Consider the following 15,829-nt stretch of genomic DNA (forward strand, 5'->3'; position numbering starts at 1 on the left):
GGGCTGCCAGAACAGCCGCCGAAACACCGGCCGTGGTGCGGTTACGCATATCACTCCTTCATCCGAGCCCCGGCCGGAGAGGGCCAGGGCCTTCGTTCGGGATTCGTCACCAAGCCCGCGGCGGACCGGTTTCGGGGCCGGACGCCACCCGCCTGGCGCAACGGGGGGCTGACCCAGCCAGGTCGGTGAGGCCACGGTGCGGATCTCGGACGCAAGGATGCGCTCGCGCACGCAGGGTTGCTGATCGCCGCTGCCCCCGTCGGAGGTCACAGCCCGGGCGGATCGCGCACCAACTCCTGCGTTGCACTATTTTTTGCAACCTGCTTGCAGTAAGCGGGGGTTCTTCCGTTCGGCCTAACCCGCGCAGTCGTGTCGCGGACCGGCTGCCCGGGGGCGGAAGGGGCCCTGTGTGCGGCTCTCACCTGCACGTTGGCGTCCTTTCGTGGGGTGAGGCAGCCGTCCCGTGATGAGGAGTGGCCCCGCACAGGTCCGCAGACGTGGTTTCCTGCCGCTGGCGCATCCCCTGCGCGATGGTGTGTCCGGGACCGGTCAGTCCCCGTTGCCTTTCCTGACCGATACCGGATGGCGCGAACCCGAGTTCGCCGCGGTGCCGACCGCCACCAGTCCGCCGAACCCCTGCACCAGCGTGCCGAGCGTCCACGCCCGGCGCGGTGGGCAGACCTGACTGGAAGGGAAACACCTCCCCGTGAAGGCAACACCCGCGGCGTCCGGCCGACGCCGGATGCTGGACCACTCCCTGCTCGTCCTCGGCTCCGGCGCCCTCGCGACCGCGATGGCCGTCCTGGCCCTCGGCCCGGGCACCAGCTCCGCCTCCAGCCACCGCGAAGCGCCGCTGATCGCCGGCGACCCGCGTGCCGACAACACCGACGTGTACGCGTTCACCAGCCCCGACAAGAGCGACACCGTCACCCTCGTGGCGAACTGGATCCCGTTCGAGGAGCCGAACGGCGGGCCGAACTTCTACGCCTTCGGCGAGGACCTCCGCTACAACATCAAGATCGACAACACGGGTGACGGCAACGCGGACGTCACCTACACCTGGCGCTTCAAGAACCGGATCCGCGACGCGGCGAACCAGTTCCTCTACAACACCGGCCAGGTGACCACCCTGGACGATGCGGACCTGAACTTCCGGCAGGTCTACGACCTCGTCGAGACCCGCGGCAGGAAGAGCAGGGTCCTGCTGTCCGACGCGCCGGCCGCACCGTCGAGGGTGGGTCCGGCCTCCATGCCCGACTACGCCGCACTGCGCGCGCAGGCCGTGCGCGCACTGCCGGGCGGCGGGCAGGCGTTCGCCGGACAGGCCGAGGACCCGTTCTTCGCCGACCTGCGGGTCTTCGACCTGCTCTACGGCGGAGACCTGTCCGAGCGCGGGCAGGACACCCTGGCCGGCTACAACGTCAACTCCGTCGCCCTCCAGATCCCCAAGAAGTACCTGGCGCTGAACTACAACCCGGCACGGAACCCGGTCGTCGGGATCTGGTCGACGACCGACCGCAAGGGCGTACAGGTCTCCGACTCCCGCACCGGCAACGGCGACCAGTGGAAGCAGGTCTCCCGGCTCGGCAACCCCCTGGTGAACGAAGTCGTCGTCCCGCTGCAGTTCAAGGACGCCTTCAACACCCTCAACCCCGACCAGGACCGCACCGTCCAGCCGGTCGTCGACAAGGTCCTCGACCCGGTCCTGCCCAAGCTGATCCAGCAGGTCTACGGCGTCCCCGCCCCGCCCGCACCGCGCAACGACCTGTTCGAGATCTACCTCACCGGGATCTGCAAGGCCTGCGGGCCCGTCCAGGCCGACCTCAACGCCCACCGCCTCAACCGCGACGCCAGCCTCCGCAAGATCGTGCCCGCGGAGGAACTGCGCCTCAACATGGCCGTACTGCCGACCGCGAACCCGAACCGGTACGGCGTCCTCGCCGGCGACCTGGCCGGGTTCCCCAACGGACGGCGCCTGACCGACGACGTCATCGACATCTCCCTCCAGGCCGTCGAAGGCGCCGCCCAGAGCGGACAGCTCGTCCCCGCCCTCGCCGACGGCGACAAGGTGGACGCCAACGAGGTCCCCTTCGGCACCTCGTTCCCGTACCTGGCCCTGCCCCACACCAAGTCCGTCAACAGCGGACCGTCGGGGACGGCCGTGCCGAAGGGGAAGTCCGCGGCCGCGCTCGGAGGCGTGGGCGCCGTCCTGCTGACGGCGGCCGGATGGCGGATGCGACGCCGCAACCGCGCCTGATGTGACACCGCCCCTCCCTCAGGGCTCCGGGGCCGGACCGCAGCCGGTCCGGCCCCGGAGCACGTCACCTCACGCAGGAAAGACACCTTCCGTTGAACACTGACCCGCCCACGCCCGCGCGCGGCGGGCGGCGGCTGAAAACCGTTGCCGTCACCCTCGCGCTGGGCACCGCGATGTTCGCCGCCGGCGCCGTCCTCGTCGGCCCCGGCAGTCCGGGCCCGCCCACAGCCCCCGCCCCGGCTACTGCCCCGGCCGAGCCGGCGGGCACGGCCTCGGCCCTCACCGCACGCCTCGAACGGGTTCCGGGCGACTGGAACGCGTGGGCCGCTCTCGGCACGGCCCGCATCGAACAGGCCCGCACCACCAACGACCCCGTTCTCTACGCGAAGGCCGAGAAGGCGCTGCGCCGCTCCCTGGCCCTGCAGTCCAGCGGCAACAGCGGTGCGGAGAGCGGCCTGGCCGCGCTCGCCGCAGCCCGCCACGACTTCACAGGCGCCCGCACCCACGCCGAGAGGGCCATCGCGGACGACCCCTACAACGCTGCCGCCTACGGCGTTCTGGCCGACGCGCACACCCAGCTCGGCGAGTACCGCGAGGCCGAGCGGGCCGTACAGAAGATGAACGACCTGCGCCCCGACGCCGCGTCCCTGGCCCGCGCCTCCTACGTCTTCGAGCTGCGCGGCAGCACCGGGCGGGCAGCCGAACTGATGGGCCGCTCCCTGACCGCGGCCACCACCGACAGCGAACGGGCCTTCGCCCACGCCTGCCTGTCCGGCCTCGCCCTCGAAGACGGCAACGCCGGCCTGGCCGCAAAAGAAGCCGAACAGGGCCTGCTGAAGGCACCGTCCGATCCCGCGCTCCTCGACGCCCGCGCCCGCGCCCACGCCGCTTCCGGCCGGACGGATCAGGCGCGCGCCGACTGGCAGCGCGCAGCGGACACCGCACCGCTGCCGCACCTCCTGCTCGCCCTCGGCGAGACGCACCAGGCCCTCGGACACGACCGGCAGGCCGAAGCGCAGTTCACGCTGCTCCGGGCCCAGGACACCCTCCGCGCCGCCGGCGGCGGGCCGCCGGACACCGACGCCATCCTCTTCGAAGCCGACCACGGTCTCCCCGCACACGCCGTCCGCATGGCCGAACAGGCGCTCCGAACAAGGCCGTTCATCGCCGTCCACGACGCCTACGCCTGGGCCCTGCACCGCGCCGGACGGCACCGCGAAGCACTCGAACACGCCGACCAGGCCCTCGCGCTCGGCACCCGGCAGGCGCTGTGGCGCTACCACCGGGGCGCCATTCACCACGCCCTGGGCAACAACGGCGCCGCCGGCGCCGACCTGCGGGCGGCACTCGGCCCGGCCCCCGCACTCAACCCCCTGCACGCCGCCCGCGCGCGTGCCCTGCTCAAGCGAATCGACCCCCGCCCATGACCCCGGCACACCGCGCACCCGCCACCGCCGCAGCCCTGCTCGCGGCCGCCTTCAGCCTGACCACCCCGGCTGCCGCAGCCGCACCGGCCCACCCGCTGGGCAACTTCACCGTCAACTACCACACCGGTCTCGTCCTGCACCCGGACCGCATCGACGCCACCGTCATCGTCGACCGCGCCGAGATCGCCGCCCTCCAGGAACGCCCCCGCATCGACACCGACCACGACAGCACCCTCACCGGCGCCGAAACCGCCCGCTACGCCCGTACCACCTGCACGGCACTGGCCGGCCAACTCGTCCTGCACACCCCCGCAGGCCCGGCCCGATGGGCTCCCAGAACCGCACAACTCACCTGGGAGCCAGGGGAGGCGGGACTCAAGACCAGCCGCCTCACCTGCACCTACACCACATCCGCACCACTGGAGAACGGCGGCGCCGTCAGCATCGGCACCCGCTACGACACCACCCGCATCGGATGGCGGGAGATCACCGCCAAGGGCTCCGGGCTGCGCATCACCGGAACGGAGCTCCCCGCCGCCTCCCCCACGCAGGAACTGCGCCGCTACCCGTCGGACCCCCTCGCCGCACCACTCGACCAGCGCACCGCCGCACTGCAGACCACCCCCGCCGACACCACCACCGGCACCCCCGCACCGGCCGCAGGCCCGGTGGGGACACCCGCCGGGCGGATCGCCGGCTGGTTCGACGCCCTCGTCTCCCGGCACGAACTCACCCTCCCGGTCGGGCTGCTCGCCCTCCTCCTCGCCATCGTCCTGGGAGCCTCCCACGCCCTCCTGCCCGGGCACGGCAAGACGATCATGGCCGCCTACCTCGCCGGACGCCGCGGAACCCGCCGCGACGCCGTCACCGTCGGCGCGACCGTCACCCTCACCCACACCGCAGGCGTCCTCGTCCTCGGCCTCGCCCTCCCCACCGCCACCCACCTCGCCGGCGAAACCATCCTGACCTGGCTCGGCCTGACCAGCGGACTCATCGTCACCGCCATCGGCCTGTGGCTGCTCACCCGAGCGCTCCGCAACAAGCCCGCCCACGGCCACCACCACCACGGGCCCGCACACAGCCACACCCACGGCCACCACCACGCGCACGAACACCACCACGCGCACGCACACCACCCCCCGGCTCCGTCGACAGCGCCCCGCACCGACGCACAGGAAGCCGCCCCGACCGCCACCCAAACCCTCACCGCGCCAGCTCCGGTCCCCGCATCGCGCAGCGCGCAGGAGCATGCGCCCGCCGCGCACACGCATCCCTCCAGGCCTGCCGGGAAGACGGGTCTGATCGGCATGGGCATCGCCGGCGGACTCGTACCCAGCCCCTCCGCCCTCGTCGTCCTCCTCGGAGCCGTCGCACTGGGCCGCACCGCCTTCGGCGTCCTCCTCGTGCTCGCCTACGGCCTCGGGATGGCCGCCACCCTCACCCTCGCCGGACTGCTCCTCCTCCACGTCAAACACCGCATCAAGGAAGCCGCCGACCACCCCCGGCTGCGCCGGCTCGCACGCACCGCCGCACGCACCGGCCCGGTAGCCACCTCCACCCTCGTCGTCGCCGTCGGGCTCGGACTGGCCGCACGCGCCCTCGCCCCGTGAAACCGGAGCCGCTCCGCCGCGGCACCACGCCAGGTGCCGACATAGGCAACACGGCGCCCAGCGCAGCCGGCCGGAGAGCAGCGATCACACGGGCAGCGCCGCTGCGGCGAGCATGCCGCCGGGCTGCTGCGGTCCGGTGTCGGCGACCGCTCCCAGCAGTGACGGTGCCCCCGGCCCGTCGCGGCTGCGACCCCCAGCTCGTCCGGCACAGCCCGGGGCCCACCGCGTGGCCCCGCCCGGGCGGGGATCCCTTCAGGCGGTGTGGCCGACGAGGAGGTCGGCGAGCTTGGTGAGGCGCTTGACCGTGCGGTCCTCGGTGGCGGCGGGCGCCGGGGCGACGCGCTCGGAACGGTCGTAGTAGGCGCCGTTGACGATCTCGGTGGCCGGGTCGCAGAGCCGAACGATGTGCTGGGCGCCTTCGGCGGCCGGCGCGCCCTCGTGGCCGTACAGCGGGCGGAGGCCGGTCTCGCACACGCCGGGGTGGACGGAAACGGCGGTGACGCGCGGGTCGGCGGCGAAGACGGTCAGCGCCAGCTGGGACTGTGCGTACGCGGTGAGGCGGGAGTAGCGGGCCGCAGGCGCTGCGGGTCGCTCCACTGGATGGCACCGGAGCGGTGCAGCGCGGAGGAGACGTTGACGACGCGTCCGCCGGGCTCGCTGGTGAGGGCGGACTCCAGGAGGTTGGTGAGGAGGTAGTGGGCCAGGAAGTCGACCTGGAAGGCGATCTCGTTGCCGTCGGCCGTCAGGGTGTGGCGCTCGGGCGCCGCGATGGCAGCGTTGTTGACGAGTACGTCCAGCCGCGGGTGGTCCCGCCCGACGGCGTGGGCGAGGATCTCGACCTCCTCAAGGCGGGTGAAGTCGGCGGCGAGCGGGTGCAGCAGGGCGCCGCTGGTGCCGGAGACCGCGATCAGCCGGTCGGCGGCCGACTGGGACTCCTCGGCCGTGAGGCCGTGGAGGAGGACGGCGGACAGCGAGCGCAGTCGGCTGCACCTGACTCGGTGGCCGATCCTCGTAGCGCGGGCCGCTGTCCATGGCGCCATCCCAGCGCATCGGGGAGGCGGAGGCAAGCGCTCAAGGCCTTCCTGACGGCCTTCTGATGCCCGGCCGTCAGGGCAGCGTCAAAGATCGGCTTCGTGCGGAAGGAAACCGTCAAGGAGTGCTGCCAGGGCCGTCTGCCGACTGCAGACTGGTGCGGCGACGGAGCCGGAAGACGGTCCGGCGGCACGCGGCTGGTGGCGGTGGCCTGAACACCGCCCGCGGTAGCACGGGTCCCACCGTGGGGATACGGACCGCAGTGGACGCGTGCCGGTCACCGTCGCACAGCACGTGAGCCGTCCGGCTCTCCGGTTTGGGGATACCGGGGCCGGACGGCTCGTGTGTGCCGGTCGGTCGCCCCGCCGTCAGGACACCGCTGACGTCGGGAGCTCCGGGGCTACCGGTGGGCCGTCGCCCGCTATGGGGAGGGTGAGGACCATGGTGAGGCCGCCCCCGGGGGTGTCCTCCGCCGCGAGGGTGCCGCCGATGGCTTCGGTGAAGCCGCGGGCGACCGCGAGGCCGAGGCCGACTCCGGCGCCTCGCGGGGCGTCGCCGTGGCGTTGGAAGGGTTCGAAGATGCGGTCCTTGGCTTCGTCCGGAACGCCGGGCCCGCGGTCGACGACGCGCAGTTCGACGCGGTGGGCCAGCGCGCTGGCGGTGACGTTGACGGGCTGGCCGACGGGGCTGTGCTTGACGGCGTTCTCGACGATGTTGGCGACGGCCCGCTCGAGCAGGCCCCGGTCGACGGCGACCATCGGCAGGGTCTCGGGGATGTCGAGTTCGACGCTGTCCTCCGGTACGCCGCCCAGGGCCATCGGGACCACCTCGTCAAGGTCCGTCTCGCGGATGAGGGGTACGACCGTGCCGGTGTTGAGGCGCGACATGTCGAGGAGGTTCCCGATCAGGGCCGCCAGACGGTCGGCGCCGTCCTCGATGCCTTCGAGGAGTCCGGCCCTGTCGTCCTCGGACCATTCGACGTCCTCGGAGCGCAGGGAGCTGACGGAGGCCTTGATTCCGGCGAGCGGGGTGCGCAGGTCGTGGCTGACGGCGGCGAGCAGCGCGGTGCGGATGCGGTTCGCCTCGGCGAGTTCGCGGGACTTCTCGGCCTCGTCGACGAGGCGCTGCCGGTCGAGTACGACGGCCGCCTGAGCCGCGAAGGCGCCGAGGACGCGGCGGTCCTCGGCCGGCAGGACCCGGCCGGTCAGGGCGAGGGCGATGGTGTCGCCGACGGGGAGGTCGACGTCCGCGTCCTCGGGCCGGCTGACGGGATGGGTGCCGACGGAGGCCGCCGTGGTCCAGGGCTCGACCTCACTGGCGCGCTCCAGGAGGACGACCGACTGCATGGCGAAGGTTTCCCGGAGACGTTCGAGCAGGGCGTCGAGGGAGTCCTCGCCGCGCAGGACGCTGCCCGCGAGGAAGGAGAGGATCTCGGACTCGGCGCGCAGCCGGGCGGCCTGGTGCGTGCGCCGGGCGGCGAGGTCCACGACGGACGCCACGGAGACGGCCACACCGATGAAGATCGCGATCGCGACGATGTTCTTCGAGTCGGAGATCGTGAACTGGTGCAGCGGGTGTGTGAAGTAGTAGTTGAGCAGGAGGGAGCCGAAGGCCGCCGAGGCGAGGGCGGGCAGGAGTCCGCCGAGGAGTGCGGCCGCCACCGTGCAGGTGAGGAACAGCAGCATGTCGTTGGCGAGGCCGACGTCCGGTACGAGCTGGTTGAGCAGGACGGTGAGGATGGCGGGGCCGGCGATGCCGGTCAGCCAGCCCCAGATACGGCGGGACCGGCCCAGGCGTGCGCCCCGGGCGACGGGCAGGCTGCGGCGGCCCTTGGCGGCCTCGTCGTGGGTGACGATGTGGACGTCGAGGTCGGGTCCGGATTCGCGGGCGACCGTGGCGCTGACGCCGGGGCTGAAGACGGACTGCCACGAGCGCCGGCGGCTGACACCGAGGACGACCTGTGTGGCGTTGACCCCGCGGGCGAACTCCAGCAGCGCGTCCGGAACGTCGTCACCTATGACGTGGTGGAAGGTGCCTCCGAGGCCCTCGACCAGGGTGCGCTGGACGGCCAGTTCCCTGGGCGAGGCGGAAGTGAGGCCGTCGCTGCGGGCGATGTAGACGGCCAGGACCTCGCCGCCCGCTCCCTTCTCGGCGAGCCGGGCAGCCCGGCGGATGAGCGTACGTCCTTCGGGGCCGCCGGTGAGGCCGACGACGATCCGTTCCCGGGCCTGCCAGGTGGAGCGGATGTTGTGCTCGCCCCGGTACTCCTGGAGGTACTCGTCGACCCGGTCGGCGACCCACAGCAGCGCCAGCTCACGCAGCGCGGTGAGGTTGCCGGGGCGAAAGTAGTTCGAGAGGGCGGCATCCACCTTGTCCGGCTTGTAGACGTTGCCGTGGGCCATCCGGCGGCGCAGCGCCTGGGGGGACATGTCGACCAGTTCGATCTGGTCCGCCCGCCGGGCCACCTCGTCGGGGACGGTCTCCCGCTGCCGTACCCCGGTGATCGTCTCGACCACGTCACCCAGCGATTCGAGATGCTGGATGTTCACCGTCGAGATGACGTCGATGCCCGCCTGGAGGAGTTCCTCCACGTCCTGCCAGCGCTTGGCGTTGCGCGAGCCCGGCACGTTGGTATGGGCGAGCTCGTCCACCAGGGCGACCGCGGGACGGCGGGCGAGGATCGCGTCGACGTCCATCTCGGTGAACGTGGAGCCGCGGTACTGCAGCTCGCGCCGCCCGATGAGCTCGAGGCCGTGCAGCATCACCTCGGTCCGGGGCCGGCTGTGGTGCTCGACGAAGCCGACGACACAGTCGGTGCCGCGCTCGACCCGGCGGTGCGCCTCGGAGAGCATCGCGTACGTCTTGCCGACACCGGGTGCCGCTCCGAGGTAGATGCGGAGCTTGCCGCGTCCCATGTTCAGACTCTTCTTCTCTGTCGACGGTCAGGCGGTGATCAGGGTTCGAACCGGTAGCCCATGCCCGGTTCGGTGATCAGGTACCGCGGGTGCGAGGGATCCGCTTCCAGTTTGCGCCGCAGCTGGGCGACGTAGACGCGCAGGTAGTTGGTGTTCTCCCTGTACGTCGGACCCCAGACCTCCAGCAGGAGTCGAGCCTGGCTGATCAGTCGGCCCGGGTGGGTGACGAGGATCTCCAGCAGGTGCCACTCCGTCGGCGTCAGGCGTACGGTGCGCTCTCCCCGCCGTACCCTCCGCGCGACGAGGTCGACGGTGAACCCATCCGTTGTGACGACGGCTACCTCGTCTGCCTGGGATACCGCCGGGGCGTCCTGCCTCCGGGCGGCTGCGCGGAGACGGGCCAGGAGCTCGTCCATGCTGAACGGTTTCGTCACGTAGTCGTCCGCGCCGGCGTCCAAGGCCCGGATCTTGTCTTCTGAAGTGTGCCGGGCGGAGAGGACCAGAATGGGAACGCGGCTCCAGCCGCGGACGCTCCTGATCACGTCGACGCCGTCCATGTCGGGCAGCCCAAGGTCCAGCACGATGACATCCGGCCTGCGTGCGGCCGCGAGCCGCAGGGCAGAGCCGCCGTCGGCGGCCTCCTCGACCTCGAACTTGCGCGCCTGGAGGTTGATCTTCAGCGCGCGGACGAGCTGGGGATCGTCCTCCACCACCAGCACCCGGGTCATCGGTGTGCAGCCTTTCCTTCGGTACGGGCACGGGGAGGAGCCGGCGGGCGCTCGGGCACCCTCCCCGCGTTGACGGGGAGACACGCGCCCCGCCGGCTCCCGGTCCGTGCGATGGGGGCATCAGCTCGTCAGTGCCTTGAGGGCGGTGTTGAGCTCGAGGACGTTGACGCGGGGTTCGCCCATGAAGCCGAGGGTGCGGCCGGTGGTGCGGTCGGCGACGAGCTTCTCGACCTGCGTGACGTCGAGGTTGTTCTGCTCGGCAACCCGGTGGACCTGGAGCTTGGCGTACTCCGGGGAGATGCGCGGGTCCAGGCCCGAGCCGGAGGAGGTGACGGTGTCGGCCGGCACGTCCTCGGGCTTCACCTTGTAGTCGGCGGTGGAGTTGTCGGCGAGGACGGCTTCCTCGGCGGCGACGACCTGGGCGCAGAGGGTGCCCTCTTCCGCGTCCCTGGTGCACTTGCCGCCCACGGCGCCGTTGTCGGCGGAGCGGTTGGTGGCACCGGAGAGGACCAGCGAGTACCGGGTGTTGACGCTGTTGGTGCCCAACCCGTTGGAGGGGCGGGGCTGGAACCACCTCAGATCCGGCTTCGTCGCCTCTTCTGCGTCGTAGTCGCCCAGCGGGCGGTAGGCCAGCGCGAGCGCGGCGATCAGTGCGAGGAGCTGGGGCGCACCGGCGAGAACGGGGCTCACCGGTGGTGAGAACCTCTCCGGCTTGACGAGGGCGAGGACGAGGTAGCCCAGCAGGGCGACGGCCACGACGAGGCCGACGAGGTTCTCGGCGGTCACAGCTTCGCCACCCCCGGGCGAAGAGAGCCACCAGCGCGAACACCGCGACCGTGGTGGCGACGAAGGCCAGATCGGCCATCGCGAGCTCCTGAGTGGTGTGGGAAGAAGTGAACCGGCCAGACGGCCGATGACGAGACAACCGTCTCTTCATGTCGGTGTTAAGACACCTTGACGGTGTCCATACGGGCTCAGGGGAACTCTTAACGCCGCTCTTACGGGGAGAGGGGGGAAGGGCGATCGGCCCAGGTCGGCCAGGTCGGCTGTACCCGGGGCGGAAGTCGGCCCGTGCGGCAGGCGCCACGACCGACAGGTGGTCCTGTTCCCGGGCGCAGCGGACCGGGGAGCGGATCCAGCAGTGTCGGATCAGAATTTGTCGGGCTTGATCAGCGCGGTCACGAGATAGCCGAGCAGGGCGATGGCGACGACCAGTCCGACCACGTTCTCCGTTTCCATCTGAACCTTCTCCCTTGCCGAGGCGGGCGGGGCTGTGAGCACCCCTCTCAACACTGCCCCCTGCCAGAGGCGCGGCCCCGCGCCCTTACGAGGTCTTGACGCACCTCATACGGCGTTCACGCTTCGGCATCAAGGGCCCGTGAGGACTGGGGCGGCAGCCGTATGGACGGCGTCAAGGGCCCTGGCGATCCGGCGACGGAATTCCGACGCTGTCCTGACCTTGTCCAGCGGAGGAACAGCCAGAGATGTCCCTAGACATGGGGAAGACCGGCGCGGCGGGACGGACTGCGGGCGCGGAGGAACCTCCTGATACCGGGGTCCGCGCACCGGCGGCGTGGGACCGCCACCGGCTCACCGCTTTCCAGGGGCTGGTCGCGATGGCGCTGGACGCGATGGCGTCCGTCGCCTACGGGCCGGAGGCGATCGTTCTGGTCCTGGCCGCCGCCGGGGCCTACGGCATGGGGTTCACGCTCCCCGTCACCCTGGCCATCGCCGCGCTCCTCGCCGTGCTGGTGGCCTCGTACCGGCAGGTGATCGCCGCGTTCACGGACGGCGGCTCCTACGCCGTCGCCAAACGGTACCTGGGCCGGCGTACGAGCCTGGTCGCTGCCGCCCCGCTGGTCCTGGACTACGTCCTGAACGTCGCCGTGTCCGTCACGGCCGGCGTGGCCGCACTGACCTCGGCCTTCCCCGGCCTGTACGGGGAACGGACCTGGATCTGCCTGGGCATCCTCGTCCTGGTCACCGCCGTGAACCTGCGCGGGGTCGTGGAATCGGCCAAGGCGTTGCTGGTGCCGACCGCCGTGTTCGTCGGCTCGATCCTCGCGATGGTCGCCGTCGGTCGCTTCCGTGACGGCCCCGTCAGCACCGCGTCCGCCGCCGGGCACGCCTCGGCGCCGGGCATCCCCGCCATGTTCACGGCGGCCCACCCGGGACTCGACGCCCTGAACGTCACGGGTCTGAGCAACCCGACTTCGGCCATGACCTCGGCGGTCATCTTCAACGCGCTGATCATCACCGCCCTCATCCCGTTGGCCCTACGCGGCGTCCGCTACAGGACGGCATCCGCACACGACCTGCTGCGCCGCAATCTCTGCGTGTACGGCCTCGGCGGCCTGATCCTGCCCTTCGTCGGCATCAAGCTCATCGACCTGCTGGTGTCCATGGTCCCCGGCCTCGGCTGAGAACAGTCAGCACGCCAGATCACGGCCGTACGAGGCCGGCCAGCGTTGATCCGTGCTCCGCTGCCTCCTCTGCGGGCCGGCCTCCGTCCGGGTCGCCCCCGCTCACTTCGCCCTGCACCCTCCGAGCAAGCATGAGCGCGCCTTCACCACGCCGCCGGTGGCACCGACCAGATCCGCGCCGACAACGACACCCGGCCGGCGGCGACTTCGTGTTCGTCGAGGTCACCGTCCTCGACCCCTCGGAATTCGAAGCCGGTCTCAAGGTGAAGGGCGAGACCGTGCACGACCGCAACCGCGTCCTGACCCTGGAGTACTCCCCCGTGCCCAACTTCCTTCGCCTCCTCCTCTCCGGGCAGGGCGAGGTCGCACCGGTCACCGCGAGGTCCTGCGCGGGGCCGGGCCCGACCGGGCCGCCGCCCGCACCCGTCCACGCGGGCCGACCGCGCGCGTAAGGAAACCGCAAGGATTCCCGCCGCTGCCTCGCCCGTGCGGGGAGCAGACGGGATGCTTGTCCCATGACCGCCTCCTGGAGCCCCGACCGGCCCGTACGCCGCACCGTCCTCGCGCTCGGCGCGGCAGCAGCCGCCCTCGTCGCGACCGGCGCGGCCCTCGACCTGAGGTGGCTGCTGGGGCTCGGAGTCTGGACCGGCATCGCAGCCATCGTGATCGAACTCGTCTACCGCCCCTGACCGGCGTCTGCGGAGGACGCCCGGCGATCCCCGACAGCAGAACCGGACGCTCCCCCTGGGCCCCGTCACCGGCGGTCGGCCCTCCCTGGTCGCTCCGGCAGGGCGAAGCAGGGAGGCGGCTCCCCCAAAGTCGCTGCTGGCACGTGCTTGTGACAAAGTCTCAGGACTGGGCCCCACCTCATCCGGGGCGGGGTGCCGAGCGGGGTCGTCAGAGAGCAGAGGGAGCCATCGTGGGTCTGGGAACTGTTGCCGTCACCGGCGCGGCGGGCAGCATCGGCACGGTCGTGCGCACGGCGCTGCGGAGCGAGTCCGAGCGCCTCGTCCTCCTCGACCGTGTTCCGATCCGGGACGCTGCCGGGAACGAGGAGGCCCGCGTCGTCGATCTGCGGGACCCGGGTGCCGTCGAGGAGGCCTTGACCGGAGCGGACTGCGTGCTTCATCTCGGGGGCCTGCCGGACGAGGCTCCGCTTGCGGACCTGCTGCAGGCGAACGTGCTGGGGACCCACCATGTCCTGGAGGCCGCTCGCCGGCTCGGGATAGGCCGGGTGGTGCTGGCCGGCAGCAACCGTGTCACGGGATTCCACCCGGTGTCGAGCATGACCGGTGTGGCCGACCCGGTCCGCCCTGACGGCCTCTACGGGGTGAGCAAGGTGGCCGTCGAGGCTCTCGGGCGGCTCTACGCGGACAAGTTCGGCCTTTCGGTGGTATGTCTGCGGATCGGGAGCTTCGAAGAGGTTCCGACCGAGCGCCGGCACCTGGCGACCTGGCTCAGCCACCGCGACGCCGTGGGCTTCGTCCGCGCCGCCCTCACCGCCCCGTCCGCCACCCGGTTCGCCACCGTGTACGCGGTGTCCGCCAACAGCCGTCGGTTCTGGGACCTGGCCGACGGCTCGACGATCGGGTACGTTCCGCTGGACGATGCCGAGACCTACGCCGCAGGCATTCCGGGCAGCGAGCTGCCCCTCGACCCGGACGGACCCCAGGCCGGCACCTATGCGGAGCCCGGGTTCACACTCCGGCACATCCACCACTGATCCGTCCACCGGGGCCGCCGGAGGGGCGGCCCCGGCCCGCTCTCAGGCGAGGGCCGCCAGCCAGAGCTGATGCTCGAAGTCGCCGTCTCCACTGTGGGTGAAGAGCTCCAGCACCAGCCGCCGCCCGTTCACGGACCAGACCCGGGCGGTATTGCCGTCTCCGGTCCGCAGCCTCACCGTGTCTCGCTCGGGCTCGCCGAAGTGTGCGGTCAGCTGCGCGGCGAGGTCGTCGAAGTACGTCCCGAAGGCCCTGCCCTCCTGCTCCGCCAGGAATCCGTACGCACCCCAGAGCTCCTCGCCGACGTGGCTTTCGGCCAGTACGACCATGGAGCCCCTGTGCACGGGCCCTGCCCGGTCCGGCCCCACCGCTGCGACGTCGGCTACCGCTCTCCTGCCGCCGAAGACCAGGGAATAGGGGTGGAACGCGACGGGTGCGGCGGCCAGGAGTCCTGCGGCCACACCTGCCACACCGCCGCCCAGGGCCTCAGGCACCAGGAAGTGCTCGGCAGGCCCGGGGGTGAGCACCGCGGGCAGTGGCCGAACAGCATCCCCCGGGGCAGAGCCGGGAGGGGCGGGCCGGGCACCCTGCTCTACGGGCCCGGGTCGGCCCGCCCACAGCCGTGCCACCACTGCGGCCGTCCGGTCCACGTACAGGAGCGAGCCGTCGTGGTCCACGAACGCAGCCGCACCGCGGCCCGGTCCGAACCCGACCACATCGCCCGCGACCGTCAGAGGCTCCCGGCAGGGTACGGCCAGGAACCTGCCGGCGGCGTCGAGTACGCCCCAACGCCCCTCGAGCCGGGCCACGCAGGCTCCCGACGACGGGTCGAAGTCCTGGGCCCAGTCGAAGCGGCCGGGAAAGGCGGGCCGCCCGGACCGGTCGAGGAAACGGAGGTCCGCGTCGTCGTCGCGCACCAGCCCGCAGGCCATGACCGGGGAGAGCCCCGGGCCGCCCCGCACCACCGCCCGCCCCGACGCGTCCAGATAGCCGTGGTCGTCCGACGGATGCCCCGTCTCGGAGTAGAACGCCAGGCCGTCTGCGCAGAACGCGTCGATCCGGGCGTGGCGGGGTTCGAGTATCCAGCCGCCGTCGGTGCCGACCAGACCCCAGCGGTCTCCGACCCGGACCGGCGCGGCACCGTCGGGGCAGAACGGCAGCGCCTCGTCGAAGCGCGGCTCCACGACCATCCGCCCCTCCGTGTCGATGTAGCCGGCCGGCCGGTCCGACCCGGTGCGGACTGCGGCGAGACCCGGTGCCGAGAACGGGCCGGCCGGCTTGAACGGGCCCTCGACGACCGTGTCGCCGCGGACGTCGATGTAGTGGAACTTCCGGCCGCTGCGTACGGCCGCCAGCCCGTGGGAGAACGCCGAAGCCTCCCGGTAGCGGGGCTCGAGCACCACGGCGCCCCGGGCGTTCGCGTACCCCCAGGCATCCCCCCGGCGGAAGTGCGCCAGGCCCTCGGGCCGCGCATGCCGCCCCGCTTCCTCCAGCACCGGAGGCATCCGCCACCGACCCGTGTGGTCCAGATACCCCCAACCACCCCCGGCTGCGCGTGCTGCGGCCACCCAGCCGCCCTCCCCGTCGGGGTCGAACGGCCCGACCTCCGCCAGGTCCGGCGCGGGGATGCGCCTGCCGGCCGGATCGGCCAACAGGACGTGCAGGGTGCCCGGTTGCCCACTCGGCACCGACAGGAGGTGGGGGCGCGTGCTCACG

General features: G+C 72.0%; 11 protein-coding genes and 3 pseudogenes. 7 read left to right on the forward strand and 7 right to left on the reverse strand.

Features of this window, described 5'->3' with window-relative positions; all coding sequences use genetic code 11:
- Nucleotides 1-742: 742 nt before the first annotated feature.
- From ACZ7JZ_RS34865 to ACZ7JZ_RS34875, 3 genes are all read left to right on the forward strand, one after another.
- Nucleotides 743-2,257, forward strand: a complete 1,515-nt coding sequence (locus tag ACZ7JZ_RS34865) for a DUF4331 domain-containing protein (RefSeq protein ID WP_470946908.1) — start codon at nucleotides 743-745, stop codon at nucleotides 2,255-2,257.
- A 92-nt stretch (nucleotides 2,258-2,349) separates the two neighbouring features.
- Nucleotides 2,350-3,684: a tetratricopeptide repeat protein gene (locus ACZ7JZ_RS34870; protein WP_470946880.1), complete on the forward strand. Its 1,335-nt coding sequence runs from the start codon at nucleotides 2,350-2,352 to the stop codon at nucleotides 3,682-3,684.
- The gene (locus tag ACZ7JZ_RS34875) at nucleotides 3,681-5,294 is read left to right on the forward strand and encodes a HoxN/HupN/NixA family nickel/cobalt transporter (protein ID WP_470946882.1); all 1,614 of its coding nucleotides are present in this window, start codon (nucleotides 3,681-3,683) and stop codon (nucleotides 5,292-5,294) included. The genes ACZ7JZ_RS34870 and ACZ7JZ_RS34875 overlap by 4 nt, the downstream gene beginning before the upstream one ends.
- 252 nt (nucleotides 5,295-5,546) lie before the next feature.
- On the opposite strand, the pseudogene ACZ7JZ_RS34880 reads toward ACZ7JZ_RS34875, so the two are convergent.
- The 6 genes and pseudogenes from ACZ7JZ_RS34880 to kdpF (ACZ7JZ_RS34905) all read right to left on the reverse strand — a co-directional run bounded on the left by ACZ7JZ_RS34880 (nucleotide 5,547) and on the right by kdpF (ACZ7JZ_RS34905) (nucleotide 11,208).
- Nucleotides 5,547-6,334 (reverse strand): annotated as a pseudogene (locus ACZ7JZ_RS34880) (SDR family NAD(P)-dependent oxidoreductase).
- A 360-nt stretch (nucleotides 6,335-6,694) separates the two neighbouring features.
- Nucleotides 6,695-9,241 (reverse strand): DUF4118 domain-containing protein, encoded by a 2,547-nt coding sequence (locus tag ACZ7JZ_RS34885; protein ID WP_470946883.1) that lies wholly within the window; start codon nucleotides 9,239-9,241, stop codon nucleotides 6,695-6,697.
- A 38-nt stretch (nucleotides 9,242-9,279) separates the two neighbouring features.
- Nucleotides 9,280-9,969, reverse strand: coding sequence for a response regulator (locus ACZ7JZ_RS34890; RefSeq protein WP_470946886.1), 690 nt, complete (start codon nucleotides 9,967-9,969; stop codon nucleotides 9,280-9,282).
- Between the two features lie 120 nt (nucleotides 9,970-10,089).
- Complete coding sequence (locus ACZ7JZ_RS34895) at nucleotides 10,090-10,659, reverse strand: potassium-transporting ATPase subunit C (protein WP_470946909.1); 570 nt, start codon at nucleotides 10,657-10,659, stop codon at nucleotides 10,090-10,092.
- A gap of 9 nt (nucleotides 10,660-10,668) precedes the next feature.
- A pseudogene (gene kdpF / locus ACZ7JZ_RS34900) lies at nucleotides 10,669-10,755 on the reverse strand (K(+)-transporting ATPase subunit F); the annotation flags it as partial.
- A 363-nt stretch (nucleotides 10,756-11,118) separates the two neighbouring features.
- A complete protein-coding gene (kdpF, locus tag ACZ7JZ_RS34905) occupies nucleotides 11,119-11,208 on the reverse strand; it encodes a K(+)-transporting ATPase subunit F (protein ID WP_470946888.1) in 90 nt (29 codons plus the stop codon).
- A gap of 245 nt (nucleotides 11,209-11,453) precedes the next feature.
- On the opposite strand from kdpF (ACZ7JZ_RS34905), the gene ACZ7JZ_RS34910 reads away from it, so the two are divergent.
- The 4 genes and pseudogenes from ACZ7JZ_RS34910 (at nucleotide 11,454) to ACZ7JZ_RS34925 (ending at nucleotide 14,115) form a co-directional block, all read left to right on the forward strand.
- Nucleotides 11,454-12,392, forward strand: a complete 939-nt coding sequence (locus ACZ7JZ_RS34910; RefSeq protein WP_470946890.1) for an amino acid permease — start codon at nucleotides 11,454-11,456, stop codon at nucleotides 12,390-12,392.
- A gap of 165 nt (nucleotides 12,393-12,557) precedes the next feature.
- Nucleotides 12,558-12,825 (forward strand): annotated as a pseudogene (locus tag ACZ7JZ_RS34915) (amino acid transporter); the annotation flags it as partial.
- 82 nt (nucleotides 12,826-12,907) lie between these two features.
- Complete coding sequence (locus ACZ7JZ_RS34920; protein WP_470946891.1) at nucleotides 12,908-13,081, forward strand: hypothetical protein; 174 nt, start codon at nucleotides 12,908-12,910, stop codon at nucleotides 13,079-13,081.
- A 230-nt stretch (nucleotides 13,082-13,311) separates the two neighbouring features.
- Nucleotides 13,312-14,115, forward strand: a complete 804-nt coding sequence (locus tag ACZ7JZ_RS34925) for an NAD-dependent epimerase/dehydratase family protein (RefSeq protein ID WP_470946893.1) — start codon at nucleotides 13,312-13,314, stop codon at nucleotides 14,113-14,115.
- A 42-nt stretch (nucleotides 14,116-14,157) separates the two neighbouring features.
- On the opposite strand, the gene ACZ7JZ_RS34930 is transcribed toward ACZ7JZ_RS34925, so the two are convergent.
- Entirely contained in the window at nucleotides 14,158-15,828 is a 1,671-nt protein-coding gene (locus ACZ7JZ_RS34930) for a WG repeat-containing protein (protein ID WP_470946895.1), read from the reverse strand.
- Between the last annotated feature and the right edge of the window lies 1 nt (nucleotide 15,829).

It is taken from the genome of Streptomyces sp. NPDC038213 (assembly GCF_055600495.1).